This is a genomic window from Vibrio sp. R12-SW3-ISO1 (assembly GCF_059834005.1).
This window is the reverse complement of record NZ_JCBDGK010000006.1, coordinates 31,111-56,038: the sequence shown is the minus strand read 5'-3', so window position 1 is coordinate 56,038 and position 24,928 is coordinate 31,111. Positions and strand designations below refer to the sequence as shown.

25 protein-coding genes are annotated in these 24,928 nt (G+C 48.7%); 9 read left to right on the top strand and 16 right to left on the bottom strand.

The features are described 5' to 3' along the window. Positions 1–130 precede the first annotated feature (130 nt). Complete coding sequence (locus AC6R0R_RS01675; protein ID WP_500625466.1) at positions 131–787, top strand: nitroreductase family protein; 657 nt, start codon at positions 131–133, stop codon at positions 785–787. A gap of 9 nt (positions 788–796) precedes the next feature. Beyond that, positions 797–1,093, top strand: a complete 297-nt coding sequence (locus AC6R0R_RS01670) for a putative quinol monooxygenase (protein ID WP_500625465.1) — start codon at positions 797–799, stop codon at positions 1,091–1,093. Positions 1,094–1,191: 98 nt separating this feature from the next. Here AC6R0R_RS01670 and AC6R0R_RS01665 read toward each other — a convergent pair whose 3' ends face one another. Both AC6R0R_RS01665 and AC6R0R_RS01660 read right to left on the bottom strand, forming a co-directional pair. After that, complete coding sequence (locus AC6R0R_RS01665; protein ID WP_500625464.1) at positions 1,192–2,898, bottom strand: solute:sodium symporter family transporter; 1,707 nt, start codon at positions 2,896–2,898, stop codon at positions 1,192–1,194. A 141-nt stretch (positions 2,899–3,039) separates the two neighbouring features. Continuing rightward, the gene (locus tag AC6R0R_RS01660) at positions 3,040–5,145 is read right to left on the bottom strand and encodes an alpha-galactosidase (protein WP_500625463.1); all 2,106 of its coding nucleotides are present in this window, start codon (positions 5,143–5,145) and stop codon (positions 3,040–3,042) included. Between the two features lie 200 nt (positions 5,146–5,345). Between AC6R0R_RS01660 and AC6R0R_RS01655 the strand changes: the two genes are divergently transcribed. Continuing rightward, positions 5,346–6,407, top strand: a complete 1,062-nt coding sequence (locus AC6R0R_RS01655; protein WP_500625462.1) for a LacI family DNA-binding transcriptional regulator — start codon at positions 5,346–5,348, stop codon at positions 6,405–6,407. A gap of 167 nt (positions 6,408–6,574) precedes the next feature. Here the strand turns inward: AC6R0R_RS01655 and manA are convergent, their stop codons facing one another. From manA to mngA, 3 genes are all read right to left on the bottom strand, one after another. Further along, a complete protein-coding gene (gene manA, locus AC6R0R_RS01650; protein WP_500625461.1) occupies positions 6,575–7,762 on the bottom strand; it encodes a mannose-6-phosphate isomerase, class I in 1,188 nt (395 codons plus the stop codon). Positions 7,763–7,827: 65 nt separating this feature from the next. Next, positions 7,828–10,473 carry a mannosylglycerate hydrolase gene (gene mngB, locus AC6R0R_RS01645; RefSeq protein WP_500625460.1) on the bottom strand — a complete coding sequence of 882 codons (2,646 nt, stop codon included), beginning with the start codon at positions 10,471–10,473 and terminating at the stop codon, positions 7,828–7,830. A gap of 125 nt (positions 10,474–10,598) precedes the next feature. Further along, complete coding sequence (mngA, locus tag AC6R0R_RS01640) at positions 10,599–12,527, bottom strand: PTS 2-O-a-mannosyl-D-glycerate transporter subunit IIABC (RefSeq protein ID WP_500625459.1); 1,929 nt, start codon at positions 12,525–12,527, stop codon at positions 10,599–10,601. A 263-nt stretch (positions 12,528–12,790) separates the two neighbouring features. On the opposite strand from mngA, the gene AC6R0R_RS01635 reads away from it, so the two are divergent. Together AC6R0R_RS01635 and AC6R0R_RS01630 are read left to right on the top strand one after the other, a co-directional pair. Next, a complete protein-coding gene (locus AC6R0R_RS01635) occupies positions 12,791–13,510 on the top strand; it encodes a GntR family transcriptional regulator (RefSeq protein ID WP_487902768.1) in 720 nt (239 codons plus the stop codon). Between the two features lie 75 nt (positions 13,511–13,585). After that, positions 13,586–13,837 carry a TIGR03643 family protein gene (locus AC6R0R_RS01630; RefSeq protein WP_500625458.1) on the top strand — a complete coding sequence of 84 codons (252 nt, stop codon included), beginning with the start codon at positions 13,586–13,588 and terminating at the stop codon, positions 13,835–13,837. 103 nt (positions 13,838–13,940) lie between these two features. Here AC6R0R_RS01630 and AC6R0R_RS01625 read toward each other — a convergent pair whose 3' ends face one another. Beyond that, positions 13,941–14,432 carry a VOC family protein gene (locus tag AC6R0R_RS01625; protein ID WP_334553242.1) on the bottom strand — a complete coding sequence of 164 codons (492 nt, stop codon included), beginning with the start codon at positions 14,430–14,432 and terminating at the stop codon, positions 13,941–13,943. Positions 14,433–14,821: 389 nt separating this feature from the next. On the opposite strand from AC6R0R_RS01625, the gene AC6R0R_RS01620 reads away from it, so the two are divergent. Next, on the top strand, positions 14,822–15,187 hold the full coding sequence (locus tag AC6R0R_RS01620; protein WP_487902769.1) for a winged helix-turn-helix transcriptional regulator: 366 nt from the start codon (positions 14,822–14,824) through the stop codon (positions 15,185–15,187). 102 nt (positions 15,188–15,289) lie between these two features. Here AC6R0R_RS01620 and AC6R0R_RS01615 read toward each other — a convergent pair whose 3' ends face one another. The 4 genes from AC6R0R_RS01615 to AC6R0R_RS01600 form a co-directional block, all read right to left on the bottom strand. After that, positions 15,290–15,829: a peroxiredoxin family protein gene (locus AC6R0R_RS01615; protein WP_500625457.1), complete on the bottom strand. Its 540-nt coding sequence runs from the start codon at positions 15,827–15,829 to the stop codon at positions 15,290–15,292. 86 nt (positions 15,830–15,915) lie between these two features. After that, positions 15,916–16,572, bottom strand: a complete 657-nt coding sequence (locus AC6R0R_RS01610) for a DsbA family oxidoreductase (protein ID WP_500625456.1) — start codon at positions 16,570–16,572, stop codon at positions 15,916–15,918. Between the two features lie 77 nt (positions 16,573–16,649). Then, complete coding sequence (locus AC6R0R_RS01605) at positions 16,650–17,216, bottom strand: carboxymuconolactone decarboxylase family protein (RefSeq protein ID WP_500625455.1); 567 nt, start codon at positions 17,214–17,216, stop codon at positions 16,650–16,652. A gap of 10 nt (positions 17,217–17,226) precedes the next feature. Continuing rightward, positions 17,227–17,811, bottom strand: coding sequence for an NAD(P)H-dependent oxidoreductase (locus tag AC6R0R_RS01600; RefSeq protein WP_334553235.1), 585 nt, complete (start codon positions 17,809–17,811; stop codon positions 17,227–17,229). Positions 17,812–18,463: 652 nt separating this feature from the next. Here AC6R0R_RS01600 and AC6R0R_RS01595 point away from each other — a divergent pair. The 3 genes from AC6R0R_RS01595 to AC6R0R_RS01585 all read left to right on the top strand — a co-directional run bounded on the left by AC6R0R_RS01595 (position 18,464) and on the right by AC6R0R_RS01585 (position 19,641). Next, positions 18,464–18,994 (top strand): hypothetical protein, encoded by a 531-nt coding sequence (locus tag AC6R0R_RS01595; RefSeq protein WP_500625454.1) that lies wholly within the window; start codon positions 18,464–18,466, stop codon positions 18,992–18,994. 99 nt (positions 18,995–19,093) lie between these two features. Further along, positions 19,094–19,351 carry a type II toxin-antitoxin system Phd/YefM family antitoxin gene (locus AC6R0R_RS01590; protein ID WP_005448240.1) on the top strand — a complete coding sequence of 86 codons (258 nt, stop codon included), beginning with the start codon at positions 19,094–19,096 and terminating at the stop codon, positions 19,349–19,351. After that, entirely contained in the window at positions 19,339–19,641 is a 303-nt protein-coding gene (locus tag AC6R0R_RS01585; protein ID WP_086495638.1) for a type II toxin-antitoxin system RelE/ParE family toxin, read from the top strand. The genes AC6R0R_RS01590 and AC6R0R_RS01585 overlap by 13 nt, the downstream gene beginning before the upstream one ends. Before the next feature lie 182 nt (positions 19,642–19,823). Here AC6R0R_RS01585 and AC6R0R_RS01580 read toward each other — a convergent pair whose 3' ends face one another. The 6 genes from AC6R0R_RS01580 to AC6R0R_RS01555 all read right to left on the bottom strand — a co-directional run bounded on the left by AC6R0R_RS01580 (position 19,824) and on the right by AC6R0R_RS01555 (position 24,920). Next, positions 19,824–20,162 (bottom strand): cytosolic protein, encoded by a 339-nt coding sequence (locus AC6R0R_RS01580; RefSeq protein WP_500625453.1) that lies wholly within the window; start codon positions 20,160–20,162, stop codon positions 19,824–19,826. Positions 20,163–20,327: 165 nt separating this feature from the next. Further along, the gene (locus AC6R0R_RS01575) at positions 20,328–21,182 is read right to left on the bottom strand and encodes a DMT family transporter (protein WP_500625452.1); all 855 of its coding nucleotides are present in this window, start codon (positions 21,180–21,182) and stop codon (positions 20,328–20,330) included. Between the two features lie 120 nt (positions 21,183–21,302). Next, positions 21,303–23,060, bottom strand: a complete 1,758-nt coding sequence (locus AC6R0R_RS01570; protein WP_500625451.1) for a bifunctional lysophospholipid acyltransferase family protein/GNAT family N-acetyltransferase — start codon at positions 23,058–23,060, stop codon at positions 21,303–21,305. Between the two features lie 49 nt (positions 23,061–23,109). Then, positions 23,110–23,550 (bottom strand): YHS domain-containing (seleno)protein, encoded by a 441-nt coding sequence (locus AC6R0R_RS01565; protein ID WP_500625450.1) that lies wholly within the window; start codon positions 23,548–23,550, stop codon positions 23,110–23,112. Position 23,551: 1 nt separating this feature from the next. Beyond that, positions 23,552–24,310, bottom strand: coding sequence for an NRDE family protein (locus AC6R0R_RS01560; protein ID WP_500625449.1), 759 nt, complete (start codon positions 24,308–24,310; stop codon positions 23,552–23,554). Between the two features lies 1 nt (position 24,311). Further along, positions 24,312–24,920 (bottom strand): hypothetical protein, encoded by a 609-nt coding sequence (locus AC6R0R_RS01555; RefSeq protein WP_500625566.1) that lies wholly within the window; start codon positions 24,918–24,920, stop codon positions 24,312–24,314. Positions 24,921–24,928 lie beyond the last annotated feature (8 nt).

Here is a 24,928-nt window from a genome sequence, read left to right as displayed (position 1 = left end):
ATAGTAACGCCATCGCTTCGCTGCCTCAACGCAGCGCAGAAAACCTTTTGATAAGCGGGCCAAGTGATGGTTGACCATTGTGAACATCAGCCCTAGTCATCAGTACAACATAGACAATTTAGGAGCCAACATGACTCACCCAATCATTCAAGATTTGAACTCTCGTTATACCGCGAAAAAATACGACCCGAGCAAACGTATCTCGGCAGAAGATATGGCGGTGATCAAAGAAGCATTGCGTTTATCGGCCTCGTCAATCAACTCTCAACCTTGGAAGTTCATCGTTGTTGAGTCTGACGAAGCGAAGCAGCGTTTTCATAATACGTTCGCGAACATGCACCAATTTAACCAACCGCATGCGACCGCGGCCTCACACACCATCTTGTTTGCTTACGATCCTAAGTTCACCAAGGAGAAGTTCGCCAAACGTGTTGACGCTGAAGTCACCTCAGGCCACCTACCTGCTGACATGTACGATGCGTTTATGGGTGCCTATGCGTTTGCTGACATGAACACCGATGAGACCGGCTTCAATGGTCACTGGACCAAAGCCCAAATCTACCTAGCCCTGGGCAATATTCTTCACACCTTAGCTCGCCTTGGCATTGATTCTACGCCAATGGAAGGAGTGGACCCGGCATTGATTGGTGAAGAGTTTAAACAAGAGCTCGACGGTCACGTGGTAGAGGTCGCACTTGCGATGGGTTACCACCTAGACGGTGAAGACTATAACCACGGCTTGCCTAAAGCGCGCTTGGCGCTAGACGATGTAATCACCACGTTGTAAGGCATCAAAATGACTGAACAACCCGTTACTGTCGTCGCCAATGTGATCGCCAAAGCGAACGATATTGAACAGGTAGAGGGCGCTCTGGCCAAGTTAGTGACGCAAACTCGCAAAGAAGTAGGGTGCATTTGCTACGATTTACACAAAAACAACGACAATCCTGCCCATTTCGTTGTGTATGAAATCTGGCAATCCGAGCAAGCACTGCAAGCGCACGCCGCCAGCGCGCACTTTCAAGCCTACGGCGCCGAAGTTGAGGGCATGGTGGAGCGTTTCTCCGTCGATAAGATGACGAAAATCGCTTAAGTCTCGCCCAACAAGCAGGCAAATTCAGATAATAAACATCCCCCGCCTATCCATTGATAAGCGGGGGATTTTATTATTTGTTAACAGTCACTAGGCGGTTACTCTGTTTGAGTGGTTAGCAACGTCGATTTACGGCGCTTGGCGACTCTCAAAGCGATACCGACCAGCATCACCAAACCACAGACACCGTACACCTGCATTACCGTCGGGTCATTTGAGACAAAACCCACATTCGAGAACATCACATACGCACCCAACACCATGTATAAGATGATCGCTGACGCTTCAAAGCGGAATGCCCACGGTGTCACGTCCATTGACTCGTTGATAGGCATCTCGTAGTCCGTGTCACGAGGAGCAAAACGGCCAATGATGAACATCAACGCCGTACAAACAACAAATAGAATGGCCAGTTGGTGCAGGAAGTGAATCGGCGTATCGAACACCAACTGCATGGCCGCGTAGGATGAAACAAACACCACCAATGCCACTTTCGCCGCCAGTGCAGGCACACGTTTAGAAATGTAACCGACAAACACGATAGTAAAGATCGGCACACTAAAGAAGCCCGCAACCATCTGCAAGTATTGGAACAAACCTTCCGGTGCGTACATGATAAATGGCGCGATGCAAACCGAGACGATAGCAATCAACACACCAAACACACGTCCTTTGCCCACCAGCTCCTCGTCGCTTTTACCTCTGCCAAACAAAGGTTTATAAACGTTAAGTGCAAAAAGCGTGGTTGAGCTGTTGAGTACCCCGTTGAAGGTACTCAATATCGCACCAAACATGACCGCAACAAAGAACCCTACCAATGGCTTAGGCAACACTTCATTGACAAGGCGCGTGTACATTGAGTCTGGATTGCCCGCATCGGCGCCAAACATGTGAAACGCAATGATACCGGGGATGATCAAAAACAGCGGCGAAATGACCTTAATCGCACCGGCCAAAATCACACCTTTTTGACCCTCTTTGAGGTTTTTTGCACCCAATGCACGTTGAATGATCGATTGATCCGTTCCCCAGTAGTAAAGGTTCACCAGCAACAAACCCGTAAATAGGGTTGAGAACGGCAGTGGATCGCTTTCGGTACCGACCGATTGCAGCTTCTCTGGCGCCGCCGTTAGTAGAATATCCAACCCTTCGGCAAAGCTGCCACCACCAAGCACCATTAAGCCAAACACTGGGATCATCAATCCCCCAATAATCAGCCCAACACCATTGATAGTATCGGCAATCACCACCGCTTTCAGGCCACCATAAATGGCATAGAAAAACCCGAGTACACCTATGGTCGCGGAGATCAACGCAATCGAACCAAACTCAGAAATACCGAGCAAGCCTTGCACATCAAATATCTCACCCAATACCACTGCGCCAGCGTACAAGGTGGTCGGGAGAATGTTAATCACATATTGGCAGAGGAAGAGTAAGGTAACGAACTTTTTCACCGACATGTCATAGCGGCTTTCGAGAAAGTCAGGAATGGTGGTAATACCTTGTTTAAGGTATCGCGGGACCAGCAGTAGCGCGATGATCACCAAGGTGACACCGGACGCGACTTCCCACCCCATCACACTCATATTGTGGGTATAGGATTGGGCACTCATGCCGACAAAACTGGTGGCGCTGAGGTTAGTTAAAATCAGTGAGCTAGCAATCAACCCACCGGTAAGGCTTCGTCCACCGAGGAAGAAACCTTCTTCAGAATTGTTCTTATCGTTACGCACTTTGTTGTAGGTAAATACCACCACAAAGCCCGTAAAGAGCAGAAACGATAGTAGTACGGTTATAGACATCTTGTTTCCTTCATTATTGAAATATTCTAATTAGCGCTTGGGGATCGCTTTTTCGTTATGTAGGGGATCACGCTAAACCGTGCCGGGGGTCTGCTTAGAAGCTCAGCAGGCAAAGTCTAGCGTGATGGTAAACTTGTGACGTTAATGGGTCTTTTTCAGATGGACAATCAACGCCGATTCCGGATCTAAAATGGGTAAAGTCACACCAATTTCTTTGAGGTTGTCGCCGCTTAATTTCAGCGTCTTATCCAACCATTTCGGTCTTTGTTTCATCAGTTGGAAGCTGGTTTGCGGCATTTCGACGATCGTCACTTCATAACGCGCGTGTTCATCCACACAACTGACACGCAGCGGCGAAGGCAGCGCGTGATTTGGCATCGCCAATTGACACACCGTCAGCAGCATTTCGTCGCCGTTTTCCACGCCATAGATGTGCTGGCGATCATCAGCAGGGTCGATGCGAAATGATCGGCCGTGATGCAACAAATGGCGATAGCGTTTATGCAAGGCGATATAGTGCGCAAAGGCGGCTTTTTCTTTTTTGCTGACCGACACGGGATCGAGTTCAACCCCCATATGTCCACCCAAAGCAGTCACACCGCGCATATTGATGCTGTGACGACGGTTGGTTGAGTGACACTCAGCGGGGCCAATGTGCGCCCCCATCACCTCCGGTGGGAAAAAGTAGCTCATGCCACGCTGAATGGTTTGACGCTCCAACGCATCGTTGCAGTCTGACGCCCAGAAACGATGGGTTCGTTTTAAGACCTCAAAATCAATTCGTCCACCGCCCGATGAACAAGACTCAATCTCCACCGTTGGATGTGCCTCAAGTAACTTATCCACCAAACGATAAAGCGCCTTGGTTTGACCATGCACCGCCGGTTTGCCTTGATGGCCAGGTTGAACCAATTCACGGTTCATATCCCACTTAAGATAGGTGATGTTATAGCGGCTTAACAGATCGTTAAGTCTGTGGTAAAGGTACTCAAAACAGAGCGGATTTTGCAGATCTAGCACATACTGCCAGCGACCTGACGGCTGATGATAGCCTTGTAAGCCCAGCACCCAATCAGGGTGTGCGCGGTAGAGATTGGAATCTTGGCTCACCATTTCAGGCTCCACCCACAAACCAAACTCCATGCCCTTATCATTGACGTGTGCAATCACTGGCTCGAGCCCATCAGGGTATTTGTTTTCATCCAGATACCAGTCACCAAGAGCGCTTCGCTCACCGTCGCGGCCCACAAACCAACCATCATCAATAATGAATCGCTCCACGCCCATTTCTGCCGCTTCGCTGGCCATCTGCATGATGTACTCCGGCTTGTGGTCAAAATAGATGCCCTCCCACGTATTCAGATGCACTGGACGAGGCTTAGTTTGAGGGAAACGCACAATATGAGAGCGCACGAACTGATGGAAGCGCTCAGAAATACCGTTGAGACCGGTTTGGCTGTACACGCCATAGAGCCAAGGTGATTGGTAAACGTCGCCGGGCGATAAGCGCATTTCACCAGAGAGCAGCAACTCACCCGCTTGAACAAAACGGCGTCCGTCACTTCGTACATCAGCGCGCATTTGATGGTTGCCACTCCAACCGAGGTGAACACCCCACACCTGACCTTGCTGCTCACTAAAGCCATTGGTTCCGACAAACAAGCCTGGGAAATTCTCGTGAGAGGTACGTCCACGGCGATTCTCTTGCATAAAGCCACCATGTTCAAAGCGCTGACGCTGAGTTTGGAACTCATGACACCAACGGCCGTGGAAGGTCATCAGTTCATTCGCGTGATTCGGCAATGGTAGGGTCGACGAGAGCTTGCCAAGATAATAGGTTGATGCGCCAACATTTTTCACCGCAACACGTTTTTGCAGCACATCGCTGACAGGGTCCAGTTGCAACTCGATCGTGAGCGCAAGCCCTGCCACATCATCACTGAGCTCAAAGGTTGCGCTGTGATCGTTGTGAGAGACTCCCGTCACCTGGAAAACCGGTGCCCAGTCTTCTCCATCACGATGCCCTTCTATACCCGGTGCATTAAAGTGCCCACTACCGAGTTCAGGACACAAGGACAAAGGCACATCGACATCCAGTCGAGCTTGAGATATCGGTCGCTCGGTAGAGAGCAGTAAATCCTCATCGATTTGAGCAATCTTCGCTCCCCAATGAAGAATCTCAGGAACGCGATCCACTTTAATGATCACGCTGTGTTGTTGACTTGATAAATGAATAAATTGGCTCATACACCCTCTTGATGTTTTCGCAAACATAATGAATAGATTCATTGTGCTAATTTTCACTAGCGATACGACAAAACCCGCCTATAAATGTGATCAATATTAACCTCATACTGACAAGACTGTGCACCACTTCAATTTGTTTTCGGAAACATAAGTGTCGTGTTATGATCACATTAAATTCGTGATATTGGAGTGGTGTTTTTATGTCCATCACCTTTAAAGATGTCGCAAAATTGGCCGGTGTATCAACGCAGACTGTCTCACGTGTCACCAATGGTGCTGACAGTGTCTCCCCTGCCACACGCGATAGAGTCAACGCAGCGATCAAGGCGTTGGGCTACGTGCCCAACAAGGGCGCTCAAATGCTCAGCCGAGCGAAAAGTCATATGGTGGGCGTGGTGTCATTGGATCTCTCGTTGCATGGCGTGGCACTGATTGACAGTGGCATTCGCCAACAGGCGCAACAGTTGGGTTATGGCACCGCACTCTCTGTGGTCAGCCAGACAGACATGGACGCGATGAAAAGCGCCATTCGTGAGCTGATGGCGCAGCAAGTGGACGCCATCATCATCAATGCCCCATTAGATAGTGGCCAAGCGGTGCAGTTGGTCGAGAAGTTCTCGCAGCTTCGCTTAGTCTTTATCGACGTTCCGCCCGATACGCCAGCCCACTCGGTGTGCGCCGCTCACTATGAGGGCGCAAGTCTTGCGGCCCAGCATTTAATTCACTGTGGTCGCGAGCGTTTTGTGCTGATCTCAGGGCCACAAGAATCCACGGCGTCATCCCTACGCTTACAAGGCTGGCAAGACACCCTCTCAAACCATCAAGCGCAAGTAGTGCTGTGTGAAACTGGGAATTGGCAGGCCGAGAGCGGCTATTTGGCCATCAAAACCGCCCTTGCAAGGCGTCTCTCATTCGATGCGGTCTTAGTGGCCAGTGACCAAATGGCGCTGGGCGTTCTCTGCGCCCTCAATGAACATGGTATTCGAGTACCCGATAACGTTTCGGTGGTGGGCTTTGATGGTCAACAAGACAGCGCCTATTTCACCCCTGCCCTCACCACTGTCGAGCAAGACTTTTTCACCATTGGTCAACAAGCGGTCAAGATCGCGATTGAGAGTGACAACAGAGACCCTCACCAGCGCGCCCAGATCACCGTACCTGTTACCCTCATCCAACGAGAGAGTAGCGCGATGAAAGTCGCCCAGCCCTTGGACAAGAATGCGATTGTTGCCAAGTTGGAAGAGATAAAAGCGCTGCTTTGAACGCGGAGAATGACCGGGATCCAACACGTAAAAAAACCGCCTTGCGGCGGCATGGTCAAACTGCGTTCGACAGAGTTGTGAGCGACCATCAAACCAATACTGAGCCTAAATAGAACCTATCCGTTTAGGCTCTGGTACCTTTATTGTTGACAACCGTCCGGGGGGCACTAGTTGTAAGCACGAGCCAAGATACCGTTCCCTTGATATTGGTAAACGTTAGAATTATGGCTGACAAACACCGACTCTCCTGGACGCAGAGTGACGTGTTCATCATTGGCACTGATGACCGCTTCACCCTCAACACAAAATAAGATTTCTGCGCTGCGCAGGTAGATGGATTTCACTTCATCCGTCGCAGACAGAACATCAAAACCGAAATCATCGACAGGAATCGGATAACTCAACTTACCCTCTTTAAGTACGGGCTCCAGCTTAATGTGGCGAGGATCAATGGGCTCAAAACGCGTGTTATCTATCAGCTCTGGAACATCAATGTATTTCGGCGTCAGCCCCGCGCGTAGAACGTTATCAGAGTTTGCCATGATCTCCAGCCCTGTCCCTTGTACATAGGCGTGAGGTGTTTCCGCATGTAAGAACATCGCCTCTCCAGGCGCCAGCTCAACCGTGTTCAACAACAAGGGTGAGAACAAGCCAATGTCATCTTTATAGTGTTGTTTAAAATCCGCAACGTACTGAAATGCTTCACGTGACATAGCGGTTTTTGCAGGGCGCTCAATCGCGGCATACAGCTCTTCAAGAGCAAACTGCTTCGCAGCGCCCTCGAGTGACATAATCGCGCTAAAAAAGCACTTGAGCGAATCGCTATTGGGTTGCTGCTTAAGCTGTGCCAATTCTTGGCTTAGTGACGATATGTTGGCTTCGTTAAACAGCGCGATGATCTCTGCGATAGGACGAAAACCATTCATGGCTTTGTAGAAGGTTAACGCATACACCAACTCCGGCTTGTGATTCGGATCTTTGTAGTTACGGTTTGGCGCATCTAGGGCAATACCCAAGGCGTTTTCTCTCTCAAAGCCCTGTTGTGCTCTCTCTTTGCTCGGGTGGACCTGTATCGACAACGGCGTTTCTGCCGCCAGTACCTTAAACAGATAGGGCAACTCACCAAAACGAGCAGCCGTATAATCTCCAAACATACCTTTGCTGTCTTTCGCGATCACCTCTGACAACAACTCTCCCGTAGCGGCAATTTTAGAACAGCCATTTGGGTGTGCACCCATCCAAATTTCCGCTTGCGGCTCATCGTTAGGGTTCTGAATACCAAACAACTTGGAGATGGCATGTTTACTTCCCCAAGCGTAGTTTTGAATGACGTTTTCTAGTTTAAAAATCGACATGATGCTTCTCACAACAGCTTAACAAGAGCCTGCGAGAACGCAGGCTCATTGGGTTCACGACCGAGTTAAAATTTCACTTGGAACGATTTGGCTTGGCAGGCTTTAAGCGTCGCGAATGATTGCATTTCGACTTCGCGCTCTTTCACTTGCTCATCCAAGCCTGTTTCACGCCATGAACGGACTGGACGCGTGAATGACACGCAGTCTTCTATCTCACCGCTCTCTGCTGGGTTATAGACACGCAGAATTAAGGCATCCTCGTCTTCCGCTTTTTTCAACACACTGAGCACCGCACCTTGTTGAGACTTGCTCAGTAGTGAGTAAGTTAACGGCTTGTCTTGCTCACCCACATTTAACTTCATTGCGTTGTAAGGAATCTTGTTGTAACACTCTATCGGTGTGACGTTATCGCGCGCATGCGCCATGATGTTGGCGTCAATGTGATTGCCCGCAAATCCATACAGCGCGAAATGGCACTCCAACGGTCCACGGGTTTGGGAGTCTGGCGTAGGAATTTTAATGCCTGATGGACGACCAGGACGCAGCAACAGTTCTTCTTTACCCAATACACCCACACCACGAAGCAAGGTGAGCGCGAAAGTATCACGCTGATCGTCACCTTGGCTTGCGATCACTTCAAACTCGCGCAAACCGTTAGTCATGATGACCATACCGCCCGCCTTATTTTCCACAGCAGCGAAGTTCATCAATTGATAAACAGGAACAGGCGCTTCCTTCCAACCTTCTTGCTCCCACACCGACATCGCTGGGTCATTCGTTGGACGAGTAATCAAACCAAACTGGTTGTCAGCCACAACGTGCTCTGACACAAATGGCGTTGGAATCAACACGCGAACTCGATGGTCGTCGGCTTGATTGTCCACCAGCATGCGCACATCAATACGGCGAGAGCCCTGCGCAAGCACCACTTGGCACTGGACATGCACATAGCCATTTTGACCGCTACGAGCCTCTCGTTCTGTCAAATCTGCGGGTACCGCCATGCGAGTTTCGATGGTTGCAACGGACTGGAATCCTTCATGTTTTACCGACGTGTTGGCATCAAACTCATCAGAATAGAGCAACCACTCTTTGCGCGACGGCGAATAATCGTATTCATCACCATCGTCCGAACCATCTTCAATGCGCAGCACTTGATCAAACGTCATGTGCGTTTCTTTATCAAAAATAGTCAGTGTTCCGTTGGCGTTGACTTGGATGCGGTAAAACTCGTTTTCCATCACCTGCGCCTGATCTGGGGTATCCACACCTTTTTGTGTGCCGGTTTGGTTGGCTTCAATATGCAATGTCGTGTAACCCATTGCAGGAACGGCGTGTTTGATTTGAATGTCATATTCGATGAACGGATCGTAGTTGCCGTAATGAACGATTTGACGGTCAATCTTGCCAGGGTCAATCACACGCTGATCTTGGATGTAGTACTCAACCGGTTTGCCTTGGTCATCAAACAAGTTAAACGCATCGGCACGAATCGTAATCGTGGTGTTGATCACTTCATCGCGCTCATAGGGCGACAAGTTGAATAGCGCAAGCTTGTCACACCCTTCGCGCTCAGGCATGTGATCAACGATTTTGCGCTTGTAGAAGTTGATGAGGTTCGACGCCATATCATCCGCGAGAATATAGCGGTTGAGGATTTCCGCATGCACCTTGTCAGAACAACAGCAGCCGATCGAGTCGTGTGCATGGTTCTTCATGCTCTCTTTCCACATCTTTTCAATCAGACCGTGGTGATACTCAAAACCGAGTGTCCATGCGATAGAAGCTAAGGGCTCAAGAATGTTCACAATCTTGTTCTCAACCTGAGCGTGGATCAGTTTAATGTCCATACGCGTCGAAGAAATGGTGCGATGAACACGCATGTACTTTCCATCATTAAACTCGCCTTTGACGGTATCTAGGTTGTCGCGTTCCTCACCAATGCGGTCAAACACCTCCTCAAAGCGGCTCATCATAAATTCGCGCTCAGGGTAGATCTCACGCAGCTTGTCCATCACCTCAAAGATGTCTTTTTGGATCGGCATCTGGTCATGGCCATTGGGTAACAAAATATCTTTGGTGACTGATGGCTTTTCCAATACCGGGAAATATTTATCAAGACGCGCACGCAAACCTGCTTCATCTTGAGGTAAGTATTTACCAATCGCGTAACCTAATGGCAGCACTTGTGCCAGAACTTCAGAACCGTCGTTAGACTGCCATACAAACTCAGTCTTGTTGGTACCATGGCGCTCAGAACAACCACGCCAGAACATGGCGGTGTCAATTCCGAAGCCGTTGTAAATCATAGGCAGTTGTGAGCTCATGGAGAATGAATCGGGCAAGTAGCCAATCTTCATTGGCTCCCCTAACGCCAGACAATCACGCATGCCATACAGCATGTTACGAACGATCGATTCACCCGATACTTGCATCGTGTCGGTTTGCGAATACCAAGGACCAATAATCAGTTTGCCCGCTTCAACAAGAGATTGAACGCGCTGTTTGTTTTCCGGCTTGATTGCGAAGTAGTCTTCCAGTACGGCGGTCTGGCCATCCAGTACGTAATACTTGTACTTGGGATCGCTCTCCAGACGTTGCATGATTTCTTCCATATTGTTGATCAGAAGAATGCGTGACTCTTCGGTGGTGAAATACCACTCGCGATCCCAGTGCATGTGAGGAGTAATATGAACGCGTGATGTAGTCATTTTGTGTACCTTTCGAACTGCATTGCAGTGTTGAATTCGTTGTATACCAAGGGAATAGGTGTGCTAAATGAGGGCACAGTTATCCTGTGCCCTGAGTTATTATTTTTATTTAGAGAGAGTGCGGCTTACTGAGCGACCTGGGCTTCAAATTTGCCCTTTTTTACCGCATGTGCTCGCCACATAAGTAGAGTGATAGTCGAGATGGCTGTACCAATGAGCGCTGCGCCCAACCAGATAGCCGCGGCGGTAAAGCCACCTAATCCCGAATCATGAAGTAAGAACAGTGAGAAGATACCCGCTCCCGGCGTGGAAAGGCCGATCCCCGCCGCACCAATCATCGCGCCTGTCACCACTGAACCCAGTAAGAAGGAGCCAATCACTCGGATAGGATCTTCGATCGCCATAGGAATGGCGCCTTCCGTGATGCCAGCAAGGCCAAGCAGCCAAGTGGATTTGCCCGTTTCTATTTCAAAGTCCTTAAATAGACGCGGAGCAAGAAGCGTAGACGCTGTAACAGTGAACGCCGATACCATTTTGACCGAGCCAAAGATAGCGTATGGGCCATAAACACCATTTGCCATCGCGCCTAGACAGAATGCATAAGCGGCTTTGTTGACCGGCCCGCCTAAGTCAAAGGAGACAAAGCAACCAATGACCGCGCCAAGCAGCAACGCATTAGTACCGGATAAACCGTTCAACCAATCTGTGAGCCCTTGGTTTAACCATGCGACGGGCTTACCAATCACAAACAACATCAAAGAACCCGCAACGAGCGTACCGATGACAGGGTAGAGATAAAAGGTCAAAAAGCCGTTAAATGAAGGGCTGAGACGAATGTTCTCTTTCACCCAGCGCATCACGTAACCTGCAATCAAACCGCCAACGACGCCGCCCAGAAAGCCTGAGCCAATCAAGTTCGCGGCAATACCCGCTGCAAAACCGGGACCGAGAGCGGGTTTATCCGCCAATGAGTAAGCCGTATACGCCGCTAACACAGGCACCATAAGTGTCCCTAGTAGGCCACCGCCCAACTTGCGGTACATCCAAAGCCAAGAATCTTGGGTGGCGTATAAGTCTTGCAAGTCAAAAATTTGCGCGATAAGAACAGCGACAGCAAGGACCGTACCGCCAGCCACAATCAAAGGCACCGCGTAAGAGATACCAGAGAGCAGCGCTTGTTTAAGCTCGGTTTTCAGTGGTATTTTTTTTGGTTTATCGTCGGTCGCGATAGTGCGCTCAGCCCCGATACCTTTTTTACCTGCTTCGACAGCCTGTTGCAAAATACGCTCAGAATGCTTGATAGGCTCTGCCACGGGAACTTCAACACGCGGAATACCGTTGAAACGCTCGATTTCTTTAATGGCGACTTCAGCAGCAAACACGACAGCCGTGGCTTTGTTGAGTTGCTCTGCGGTGAGCCTATCTTCAATGCCATTTGCGCCTTGCTTCTCGACATGTACGTGATAGCCCAACTTCTTACCCGTTTTCTCAAGGTATTCTGCTGCCATGTATGTATGCGCGATGCCCGCAGGACAGGCAGTGACGCAGACAATTGTCGGCGCATTTGTATCCAAGTTGTCTTGTTTTTTAGGTATCTCTTGCTCGTTACTGAGTAGCGTGAGAATTTGTTCTACTGTTGTCGCATTAAGGACCGCTTCACGTGTGTCATCATCGACCAATGTGGTCGTCAGCTCAGTGAGCAAATGCATGTGCGTCGACCCAGCTTCTGCATTAGGAATCGCGATAAGGAAGATCAGATTCACCTCTTCTTCTTCATCTAATCCTTGCCACTTGAGATCCTGTTTTAAGGTCGCGACGGCAAACGCCGCCTCTTTGACCGCATCCGTCTTGCCATGAGGCACAGCTAAGCCTTCACCAAGCGCCGTTGGGCCTTGTTCCTCGCGTGCAAACACCGCTTTGAGAAACTCGTCTTTATCATGCAGCTTGCCTTGTTGGTTTAGTTGTTCAGCAAGCGCTTTTATCGCGTCATCACGACTGTTAAACGTCGTTTGTAGGTTGATCAGCGATGGGTTGGTAAGAGATGTCAAATTCATAACTTTTGTCCCATTGTCTCATTCGTGTATTGTTGTCTGTTCAACAATGAGCCCAATAATACATCTTAAATACAAATGATCCATGATCGAGATCTCATTTGCGCCAATATATGTATTAATGTTGTATTATCAGTAAAGGAATAATTTACAAACAACCACTTGTCATATTGCACTAAATTCGTATGATACCTCTAAAATATAGCGTATTTGGGACTCAGTACAGCAGGTGTTGTCTCAAAGGGTGAGTAGCAAACGAGGTCCACATGGCAAGACTGCCAATGTATCGACAAATCGCAGATGCGATACGAGAAAAGATCCGCTCGGGAGAGTACAAAGTCGGTCAAGCTCTTCCAACTGAAGCACAGCTGAGAGAAGCCTTTTCCGTCAGCCGCGTGACGGTTCGACAAGCGTTAAAACTGCTGGTCGAAAATGAAGAGCTGGAGAGCATTCAAGGCAGTGGCACCTACGTCAAAGAGAACAAAGTTAACTACGACATCTACCAACAGAGTAGCTTTGCAGAGAAGTGGGCGCATTTAGATGGGGTCACTCACAGTGATGTGTTGTCTTTTGAAATTCAAGCCGCATCGCTGACGATGGCTGAACACCTCGACATCAAAGAAGGAGAGCGTATTTTTTATATCAAGCGCGTTCGCTTTCTTGACAACAACCCCATTACCGTCGAAGAGACCTGGATGCCTACCGCCATGTTCCCTGATCTGACCTACCAAGTGATGCAAGGGTCAAAATACGACTATATTGAAAAGCAGAAAGGATTGGTCATTGATCGCAGCGAACAAGAGATCATTCCCGTTTTACCTCCGCAAGATATTGCCGAATTACTGGGCATAAACCCTGCCGACCCCATCATAGAAAAGCGCACACGAGGCTACCTGCTTGGTGATGTCGTGTTTGAGTACAGCCGAAACTACTTTAAGTCGAGTGACTACAAATTTACTTTAGTCGCCAAACGCCATAAAGGTTAAAGCGTTTCACTCGCCAGACTTGAACCAAGGTCGATCTCAACGCGTAGAAGGTCAAAAACCCTCTGCGAGTGATTAATGAATCTATCTCAAGAAATGCAATCCCGAGTCATCGAAATGGCTTGGGAAGACCGAACCCCGTTTGAGGCCATTGAGTGGCAATTTGGTCTCAATGAATCCGCTGTTATTCAGTTGATGCGTCTCCACCTTAAACCACGCAGTTTTAAGCTTTGGAGAGCAAGAGTCAGCGGACGGGCGACCAAACACCTCCAACGCCGAGATCCACGCGTTTCACGGGCCTATTGTCCCACGCAATACAAGCTGAGTTAGCCCAGGCGACACAGACAAGCACCAAACTCATATAGATAAAAAAATACCCACTAGAGCAAATCTCTAGTGGGTACGAATATCATCGCTTTAGCAAGTCAAGGCATTACTCGTAATCAGACGCGTAAGTGTCTTCATAAGAGTGCGAGTAGAACTCAAATAAGTTACCAAACGGGTCTTCTAGGTACACCATTTGCGCTTGCTTAGAATCATCTTCTGGATGGTAACGGTGAATATCCATGCGCACTTTGCCGCCAAACTCTTCTACGCGCTTGATCGCTGGCTCAAACTGCTCTTTAGGGAGTTGAAGACAGAAGTGGAAGATACCTAGGCGAGAGAAATCAACCTTGTGACGCTCTTCACGGTCAACCATTTCAAACAGCTCAACACCGATCCCATCGGTTGTCACTAAGTGAGCAATGTTGAACCCTTTAAAGCCTTCACCAAAGACAGCAATACACATACGACCGATCGCAGATTCGCGCTCTTCGATCACTTTGGTGTTGTTCATCACAATGCGAAGACCGAGTGCTTTCGTATAGAACTCGACCGCTTTGTCCATATCACCCACCATGATACCAACGTGGTTCATTTTCATAACTTTCTCCAAAAACTGATTTATTTGTTGCGTGTTTTGTTTCGATAGAGAGAAGTATAAGGACGACCAAACCAAATGAAAAATTATCGATAATTATAAAAATAATAACGAAAATTTATACACTTGTGTTGTCACGAGAAAAGTGAGTCGAAATGGCCGAAGAAAAACGCACTCTATAGCCTTCTTATGCAGATTTTCATGTCAGTGGTTACCGCTCGTCATGCACCAGGTTACTAAAAGTATACTGATTGCATTCAATCTCTAGGTAACTAATATATACCGGAATAGACTTACAATTAGGTGCCCACTCGTACACCTATTCGCTGTAGGTCTTCAATCACTATGAGTGACGTTTTTATTATCATTGCTGATAAATGACGCGGGGCTGTATGAAAGCAAAAGTTGAAGTTGACCCAAAAGGGCGTAAGAGCGTTGTTGATGCCTGTACCGAACCTTGTGCGATCGAAAAAGGTATGAGGATTTTGGGCTCCAAATGGAAAGGCTCCATCATCTACCATCTCAAAGATGGCCCAGTGAGGTTTAATGATCTGTCCAGAATGTTGGGCGGCGCAAGTAAGAAGATGGTCGATCAGCGTCTAAAAGAGCTAGAAAGTGAAAACATGGTAATACGTCGTGTGCTCAATGAAAAACCCCTGGCAGTCAGCTACGAACTTACTGAGTTTGGGCGCAGTGCGTTATCGATTCTTGATGAATTGAGAAAATGGTCTGAAAGCAACAATGTGCAACTCAAATAATGAATGTTCCGCTTAAATAGCGTGAGTAACCTTCATCGCTTCCCCTTTACAACGTAGCAAGGCAACCTGAACGGTTGCCTTGTTGTATCTCGAACTGGCGGCTCAGTCGTCTAGCGTGCCACGAATAGGGTAATGGTTATCTGGATTGCGAATCCATGCCAAACCTCGAGTCAGTGCTCCAAGTTCTGGCCTGACAAACGGGTTATTGGATAGATCAACCACGTGTAGGTTGCCGTGTTCATTGACAACAAACAACGCCGGCTCTGCAAAGTTATGGTCGGTTTCAGCTTCGGAGCGTGGTAGCGATATGTAAAGCCCTAATGTCTTCATTTGTTGCTCAGTAAGACCGTAGGCGATTGGGAAACTGATATCGAGCTTGTCTAGGTGTTGCTCCAATTGTTGCTTCGAGTCAGCAGAGACAGCCAGAATATCAACGCCCGCCTCACTAAAGGCTTGTTTATAGGTCTCAATTTCATTGAGGTACTTAGTGCAAAGTGGGCAATGTTTACCACGATAGACAAACACCGCTTGCCATGTTGCATCACCTTGAGGCTGGCCTAGCTTGACTGTGGTTCCATCCAGCTTTGTTGCCTCTAATGTAGGAAAAGCGTCACCCGCTTTGAGTTTTTGTGAGTAAGTCATCTCGGCTCCTGGGATTGAAGTCATCACCAACTAGAAAAACGATAAGATACTAAAAGACCAGTTGCAACCAGTATACTTTTAGTAACCTAGCTTTGATTCGTCTGAGCCATTAACTCAGTTAAGATCTGTTTATAACCTTCCACTGGATGCGCACCAGACACCGCATGTTCTCTGTTGAAAATCACCGTTGGCACACTCGATATGCCCAGTTCTTGCCATTGTTTCTCAGTACTGCGGATTGAGTTACGTCGCTGCACATCATCTAGCCAGCGCATTCCTTCTTCAGGATCTAGGCCTACAGTGATGAGCTCTTGCTTGAGAACCTCACGGTCAGAGACATCTTTCTGTTCACTGAAAAATGCGCTAAATAAACGTATTTTTAGCTCAGTCTGCTTGCCTAAGCTCTTGGCGTAATCGAGTAAAAGGTGTGCGTCAAACGTATTCACCATCTTCATGTCATCAAAGTAGTTAAACTTGAAGCCATGTTCAGCGCCAATGCTGGCGATACGAATGCGCGCGTTGTGACTTTCCTCTGCGGTACTGCCATATTTACGAGCAACGTGATCTCGAAGGTTTTCACCGTCAGCAGGCATATCCGGGTTCAACTCAAAAGGCTGCCACTCGATCTCGATGCGATCTTCAATGCCGAGTTGTTTGATCGCCGCTGTTAAATGGTTGTATCCGATGATGCACCACGGACAGACAACATCACTAACAATGTCGAGCTTAATTGTATTATTCATATGGGTCCCCTACTTAAAGCACTGTGCTCATGCGGCAAACAGTGCTTTAAGTTGTGTTTGCTTGTTCTTGACTGAGTTTAACGCTCGCTAGGATGCGTCCACGCAAACTTCTGGAATGGCGCATCGGTTTCAGTATGTGCCAGTGCATTCGTGAAGTTTGAGATAAGCTTAGCAGACAAGCCAGTCAGCACTTCCAGCGCTTGACGTTTGGTAAAACCAGCGTCTAGGAATGCTTGCAGTTTTTCATCACCGATATGACCACGGTTGTCAAGCAGTGCCTTGGTAAAATCATGCAGTACTTGTAGCTTCGCATCAGGGATGGCAGTACCTTCACGTAATGCTTCAATCACCTCATCTGGCATTTTGCCCGCCTTCATCATCCACGTATGACCAGGAACACAGTAGTGACAGTTATTTTCAAAGTTAGCGGTCATAAAGACCACTTGTTGCTCCAATGGACTGAACGTTGTGTTTTTCATAAACAGGTCAAAGACCGTGTTGTATGCTTCGTAGGTAGCCGGGGCTTCAGCAAGAACCGCGTGCAAGTTTGGTAGCATACCGAAGCCTTTTATCGACTGAGCTACCAGTTCTTTAGACTCTTCAGGAGCCGTTTCTGCAGTGTAATAAGTAAATTCAGTACTCATAAAAACCTCCTCAAAAGTGTGCGTCTAAGTGCGCTTCAAAGCGAGCAAAATCGTTCTCAATGTCGGCGTTTTTCATCACGTCGTAGCAAGCAAAAGTTGGCAGTGCAGACATACCAAAGAAGCGGAAGTTGGCGTGCATGTGGAACATCAAGTCATCGACACTACGACCTTGGAACAAGTACTCGCTATCATCATTAAATGACTCTTCTGGTGCATTGAATGTGAAAGACAGCATGTATTTTGTATTGGTACGAGTGCCGCCTGTTCCATAATTTTTCTTTGGCTCTTCCGGCGTTCTACCATCAAAGGCACACAGCGCACCGCCCATCCCCGCCGTGAAGACGTCATCCATGTATTTTTTGAACGACCACGGAATCGTCATCCAGTTGACAGGCGATTGGAGTATTACTCGGTCTGCCCACTCAAAGTTCGCCAGTTGTTCATCCACTACGATGTCATCTTGCATTGTGACAACGCGAACGTCATGACCCTTTGATTCTAACTGGGTGCGAGCTTTCTCTACTAAAGCCGCATTGAGTTTGCCTTCAGAAAATGGAGATGGCTCGTGTGCGTTAATGATTAGAACGTTACTCATGATATTAACCCTTCAATAATTGGCTGTATGACAAAGCGAGCAATAATTTCGCTGTGTTGCGGTTTATTATGGTTACCTACATTTCGAGTGCAATTAGTTAACTTTTAGTAACCACCCTGAAGGTTGATAAAAATTACATTAACTACATGTTTAATATGACTTAAATTTTTTGCATTGGAGCAGACATATGAGGGGAAAGGCGACTCTAGGTTACCTCAAGTAGACGAGCTGAAATTATTGGTGGGTTACCGCGGGTTTAGCATCAGGAGATAAAAGCACTGCTAAAAGAGAGAATAGAAAGAAATGAGTAGTCTGTTATCTTGTGACCAGATGTTCCCCCCGCTTTTAATGATTTATGAGCTGCAACTGTGCAATTTTTCGTCGCTCATTGTTGCCTCGCTCCTTCTCAGGACCTGCAAACAGAATACCTGATCAGCACACCAATAGGCCAAGTCAATCTAATCCGTATTTTGATCTCTTATACTACGAAATTTTCCGTAGCTCGCCCCCAAAATTACACGTCGATTCACACAACAGGCTGATATCATTTGAGTTTCATAACAAATGGCAGAAAAATATACGGAATTCAAAGGCTGAAAAAGTCCGTCTATAGAGCGTTGGCTGACACCTACATAATTGAGATAGGAGTATTATGAAAGAGGATTTCAGAATATATGCCAAAGGCTTGGCATTTACTGGAGGTAGTTTTAGCCTGCGCTCTCTCGATGTACTTATTTCAAATTATCGAAAAATTCTCGATCAATTCATAGCTGTTAGTTTAGGAAAGTCTAAAGCGGATAGACATATACGTGAACAAATTGACTATCAAGTAGAAATTAAAGAAGGTTCTATTGAGCTGTTGGTTGATTTCGTTATGAACAACAAGCAGCTTTTTGCGCCTCTTGCCGACGACGGTGGTTATCAACTATCCAATACAATTGTTTCATTGTACAAAGACGCTATTGCGTTAAGGGATGCTGTTGCAAAAATCTCGGACACAGGATTACAAGTAAAAATTAATATATCTAACTGCTTTAATATTGCCAGTAATAATCACAGTAGTAATGTCAGTTGCAACCTGAATGATGGTTCGATCTTAATTGATCATAAATCATTAAGTGACAAAGAAATTGGTTTCCATATCGTCGACTGTTCGGAGTTGCAAATTGACTTAAACGTTTAAGTTAATCAGCTAACAAGTTACTCAAGTGGCCGTCATGGAGCTTGCTATACTCAAAGTGATAGAATAGTATCACTTTTGTATTCCTTTGGAGCAGCTCTCATGAAAGTAGAACTAGTTACATCACTCAAGCGTCAAGCAACTAAGATCCTCGCAGATCTCCACGACACAAAAGAACCAGTGTTAATTACTGAACATGGTAAGCCATCCGCGTATTTAGTTGATGTTGATGATTACGAGTTTATGCAAAATCGTTTGGCTATTCTGGAGGGTATTGCGCGAGGTGAGCGCGCACTAGCTGACGGCAAAGTGGTGAGTCATGATGAAGCCAAGGACAAAATGTCAAAATGGCTGAAATAATCTGGACTGAGCCAGCGTTATCTGACCTCAATGATATCGCTGAATACATAGCACTTGAAAATGTCGTAGCGGCAAAGCAGTTAGTACAAACGATTTTCTCTAAAGTCGAACGCCTAGAAACTTTCCCTGAATCAGGTCGTATTCCGCCAGAATTAGAACATTTAAGTTATCGTGAAGTTGTCGTTAATCCATGTCGTGTTTTCTATAAACAGGACAGTGACAAAGTCTATATTCTGTTTGTTATGCGCGCTGAGCGAGATTTGCGTAAGTTCCTGTTGAGTAAGCAATAACCTTTGGGGATGAGCGCCATACAAGTGTTTAAGGCTACAAGATACTTTTCCTCATCTGACCTGATAGCTTTGGGCAGATGAGCTAAGAAGGTGTTGTCCAAATACGCGTTAGCCCAATACAACCCGGCATTGAGATAACCGCAGTGATGGAAAGTCAGTGATTTCAGTGCCCTGATCAAGGCTCAATCTATCCGAGTAATAAACGTCTGCTCGTCATCCACAAACGCGACAAAGCCGCCGTGATAGATAAACACTCGGCCACGTCCCTCTACGAGACAAGCGAGCTGCGGGTTCAGATCGTCTTGGTTATCTTGGCTTTGAAAAGTCCCGGTGTCGGTGATAACGCCGCTGAGCCTAGGCAAATAACCGTAGGTGCGCCTAGCTTGATCAATCAAACTCAATTCGCTGGCGGTAGAAAAGCAACGGGGTATCTCACCTGCGTCTTCAATGAATAACGTTTTAAATTCTTCAAAAGCGGTAATCACCAGCCAGTCGATACCGTTTACATGATGGATGAACATAGTGTTTCTCGTTGATTTTGACGCGGGGATCTTATCACTATCAGGGGCAGCACCTCTATACATAGGTGTTCTTGTTTCAGGTGGAGCGTACGCGTGACTCTGATGACATGGCTTTCGAACCAAGAAGAGTCGAACATCGACATCTGCAAATAGTCTTCATCACTTTCACTCCGCCTTCGCCACAAAAATCACCGCAATCCCGCCAAGCACCAAAGCCGAAGCCAATACAGCGCTAAAGGTGATGGACTCACCAAGCCCAATAGAACCGGCGAGAAAGGCGATCACCGGAACGGCGAGTTGTGCGATGGAGGCCTTGAGCACGGTGATCCGTTTGAGCACTTGATACCAAAGGATATAACCCAATCCTGAAGCGGCGATACCCGAGGCAAGCGCCCACATCACGCCCGCAGATGTTAGGGTGACATCCATAAGCAACACCGGGCTCGCGAGCAGTGCGAGGAGGCTGGCGAGAATAAATCCGTGGGTAATCGCAACGGATGCGACACCGCTTTTTTTGCCAAGCACGGTAAACATCGCCCATGCAACGCCAGAGGCCAACATCAAACTCGCTGCGCCAAGGCTCGGTGATTGCGCGGATGGCAGCATCAGAACCACAAAACCTGTCACCGAGGCCAAAATACCGACTTTCTCCAGCTTAGTCAGCGCATTGCCTGAGACTACGTGATAGGCAATTAACGTCATTTGCACCATACCAAACAGCAGTAGCGCGCCCGTCCCTGTGCTGAGTTCGGTATAGGCGTACGAAAAACACACCGCATAGACAAACAGAGCGATAGCAGACCACCAACTGAGGGGCGAACGGAGAAAACCGAGCGACGCCTTACCCTGAAAGTGACCGCGCATAAACAGTAAAAGCGCTAAAGTGATCGCACCGGAGAAGAGACGCAGCAAGGTGAAGCTGCCCGGGTCAATCGCGCCGCTTGCCAAAGCAAGACGACAAAAGAAGGAGTTGGCGGCAAAGGCGATAAGCGCCAAGCACAAGATCAACATGTGGGGCATAATGCGAGAAAATCCAATCTAAGAGGGTATGAGCGTCCGTTACGAGAAGCGCCAGTATACCCCAACGCTTAGCGCGCGCGAGCCAATAAGCCCGCGCGGTTTAGTCGAATCGTTTATGACTCATGCCTTTCGGTTATGGTGGCTTAAATACGCCTGCGCGCACTCTCTGCCCATGTACTTACCCAAGGTTCTTGCGGGTAATGACGTCAGATCAACCACAATCAAACCATCTAAGGCAAAATGAAAAGCAGGGTCAACATTGAAGCACACCAGTTTGCCATTTAGCCCCAGATATTGCCGCAACAGCACCGGCACCCCTACCCCACGCTCCAAGCGCTGCAACACTTTGGACAGTAACGGCAGTTCGGCCAATGAACTGAGCATGTCGGGTCGCCAGAAGGTGTTGCCGCTCTCTTTCAGTGGCGTGGTGGGCCGAACCAGTTTCGCCTTATCTTGGTCGTAATGATGCACCGTCATCACCGATGCGATGAGCTGGCGCGCCACTGGGCTGTAATCATTGCTAATGCTGACAGGCCCAAACAAATGGGTATAACGAGGGTGTCGCGCCACAAACGCTGCAATCCCTTTCCAAAGGAGCAGCAAAGAGTGCAGATTTTTTTGGTATTGCTCGGCGACCACTGAGCGGCCAAGTTCAATCGATTGCCCCAACTGGCTAACAAACGCGTGATCGTACTCGAACAGGCTGCGAGAATAGAGCGCCTCAATGCCGCCTTGCGCGGTGAGCTCATCCACCAAACCGAGTCGATAAGCGCCCACCAACGCGCGATCGCTGCGATGCCACACAAAGAGTTGATGATATTTGGGGTCGAAATCGTCGACATCACAGCCGCGTCCTGAGCCTTCACCGACGGCGCGAAAACTCTCTTCTCGCACTCGCCCGATCTCTTGCATCATGCGCGGCATCCTCGCGGTGGGCACGCAGTAGACCACAAACTCACCCTGTTCGAGCAGTTGAAACTCGCCGAGCGTCGCCATCTCTTGCTCGAGTTCTGCCACGGCAATGGGGGCGATGATCGGCTGCTGGGTACTTTCGGGAGGTCGCCGAGTTGCCGTATTCTCCTCTCGACTGCCCATCAAATAGGTATTCAGCCGCAGATAATGCGTCAGTTGCTGATCATCATCGAAATGTTGCAGTTCAGAAAACGGGATCGGCGCTCCGACTGAAACAGAAATCGTCTGCCCGGATTTATTGAGTAGTTCACGCCCGAGCATGGCCGTTCTCAATAGCGGATGCACACGACCCGCTTGATAGAACCATTTGCTGTTCATACCTTGAATATAAATCGGTACGGTCGTCGCCTTGGCATGGCGGACAAACTTCGCCACCGACTGGCTCCACGCTTTATCGGTGATTTGCTTCGCATCGGCTTGCCATGCCGACACTTCTCCCGCAGGAAAGAGAATCAGCACTCCGCCCTCTTTTAAGTGCTGATTAGCCTCAGCAATCGCGCGCCGATTGGTGGTTCTTGCCCGCTCACCGCCGAACACATCCACGCCGATGAACAGTGAATCGAGCTCTGGTATCCGCTTAAGCAACTCATTGGCCAGCACTTTGACATCTTTGCGTACTTGCGCCACCAGCGAGGCTAAAATAATGCCCTCAATACCGCCAAATGGATGATTCGCGACAATCACCACAGGGCCTTCCTGTGGAATGGACGACACACTGCCGTGATCAACTGAATACTGAGTGCCGATTCTCGCCAGCGCTTCATGCATAAACTCAAAACTGTCTTGTGGCAGCGCCGCTTGTTGATACAAGGCATCCAACTGCGACAAACCGGTCGCCCATTCAAGCGCTCTTTCGCCAACACCGAACGGGGTTTTACGTGGTAAACGAAATGGACTGGCGTACATAATCACATCCTCTTGATTAACAAACGTGGCGCGTCAACTCGCCGCTGGTCTATTGAGCAATCAAACCTGGCCAGTTTTGGTCGGCTTGTTGAATGTGCAGAGTGCGCGCGCTGTCCCATCGCCCTTTAATGTCCGCGTTGTAATTGAGGTACAACTTGCCGTCGACAATCGCCCACTGCTCAGGATCGGAAGGGGCAAAGTCGCTCTTCTCAGACACCGCCCAAGCACAGTAGCCACCATACTGCGGAGCGTACTTTTCCGGCTCTGCTTCAAACATCGCTAAGTGCTCAGCGGATGAGAACAGCCACTGCGCGCCTTGGTATTCGGTTGTCCATTGGCTGTCACCTTTGACCGCTTGGCCTTGAGTGAAATACGCCACGGTATCGTAGCCGCTGACCGCCTTATTACTAAAAAATGAGGTGGAGATAAGATCCGCCGCGTTGGCGGAGACGCTAACCAAAAGCAGCGCAAATAAACGTAGTAGATTCATGTCATGACTCCTTGATACTGGTGGGTAGGTCAATACGGGTTGGCACGCGGTAGTGGCGTGCATTTGGGGATACATCGGCCAAAGGGCCTGCGTCGATCGCTTGATAGCCCATGATTTTGTCGGTGGGACTGACATGGACGGTCGTAATACTGACGGTGCGCGCGTCCTCTCTGGCCATCAATGGCGAGAGATGAGGCCGCTGGGTATCGTGTCGGGTATGAAAACGCTCACCGAGCGTGTCATCATTCGACTGAGAGGCCAAGTCAGCAAACAGGCTAGTGCGATAGTCAAGCGCGTCATAAAAGAACCGACCGGACGAGACAATCGGCGCCACCGCACGATGATGACTGAGCGCTTGGCCATCCCATGTCCACATTACGGTTTCATTCGCGTTGCGACGAGTATCGAACGAGACCACAGTAAACGGGGCATAGTGGCTCAAGTTCAGCGCCAGCATTCTTCTGTCCACTTCTTGACTCGATACACTGCTGGCAAGCTGCTTAACGATTTGCCCACGACTTGTCAGTGGTCCTTGGGGCATCTGCCCTTGGTAGAAGTTGAGCAGACACACAGTCACGCCATACTCATTGGTCGCGATCCAACTGCCACCGCCTTCTGGATCAAGTGGCATCAGACAGTTAACCTCCTCCAACTGCATGGCTTGTGGCTCAGTGGCGGGCTGACGAGTTCGCTGCTCATCGCGGTTGAAGTAGACGCGGTAATGACTCACGCCGTGATAGGTCCAAGATAAGGTGCACATATTATTGAGCCCTCTGATAAGTCGCGGTCGCCGGAGCCACGCCAAAACCCGATTCCACCTCGATGCCGCGCAGTGACGCCACCACTTTCGCCATCGCAAAGTGATGAGTGGCGTGCAACGCAGCAAAGGTAATCTCGCGTGCCAAGGTGGATTCCACCTCTTCGACTTGACGCTGAGACATCATCACTTCCGATTCCACACTCACTCGCACTTCGAGTGCATCTGGCGGCAGTTGGCATAGCCAATCCACCAGCTGCGCTATCTCTCGCTCGGCCACGCGGCAATCTCGCTCAACGGGATGGCCGCGCCGACGCACGTTGTAATCAATTTTGTTCATGTCGCTGTTTGGTGTTGCTTGGTCTTGTCCCTGTGCATGGCGAATGGCATGAAACAGATCCAACCAATGGCGAAAATGCTCACCAATCGAGCTCGATACATGGGGCGCAGCTAATGCAACGTAGTCGTCATTGCCAAGCACACTGAGAAACCGTTGACCTTGGTGCAAGGTTTCAATGCCGCCTAGCACCGCGCCAGAGAGGGTCGCCCTATGTTTATCGCTGAGCGTCGCTCTCGCGGTGAGAGTGGGTGAAGAGGTCATCGCTTTTTTCATCATCATTC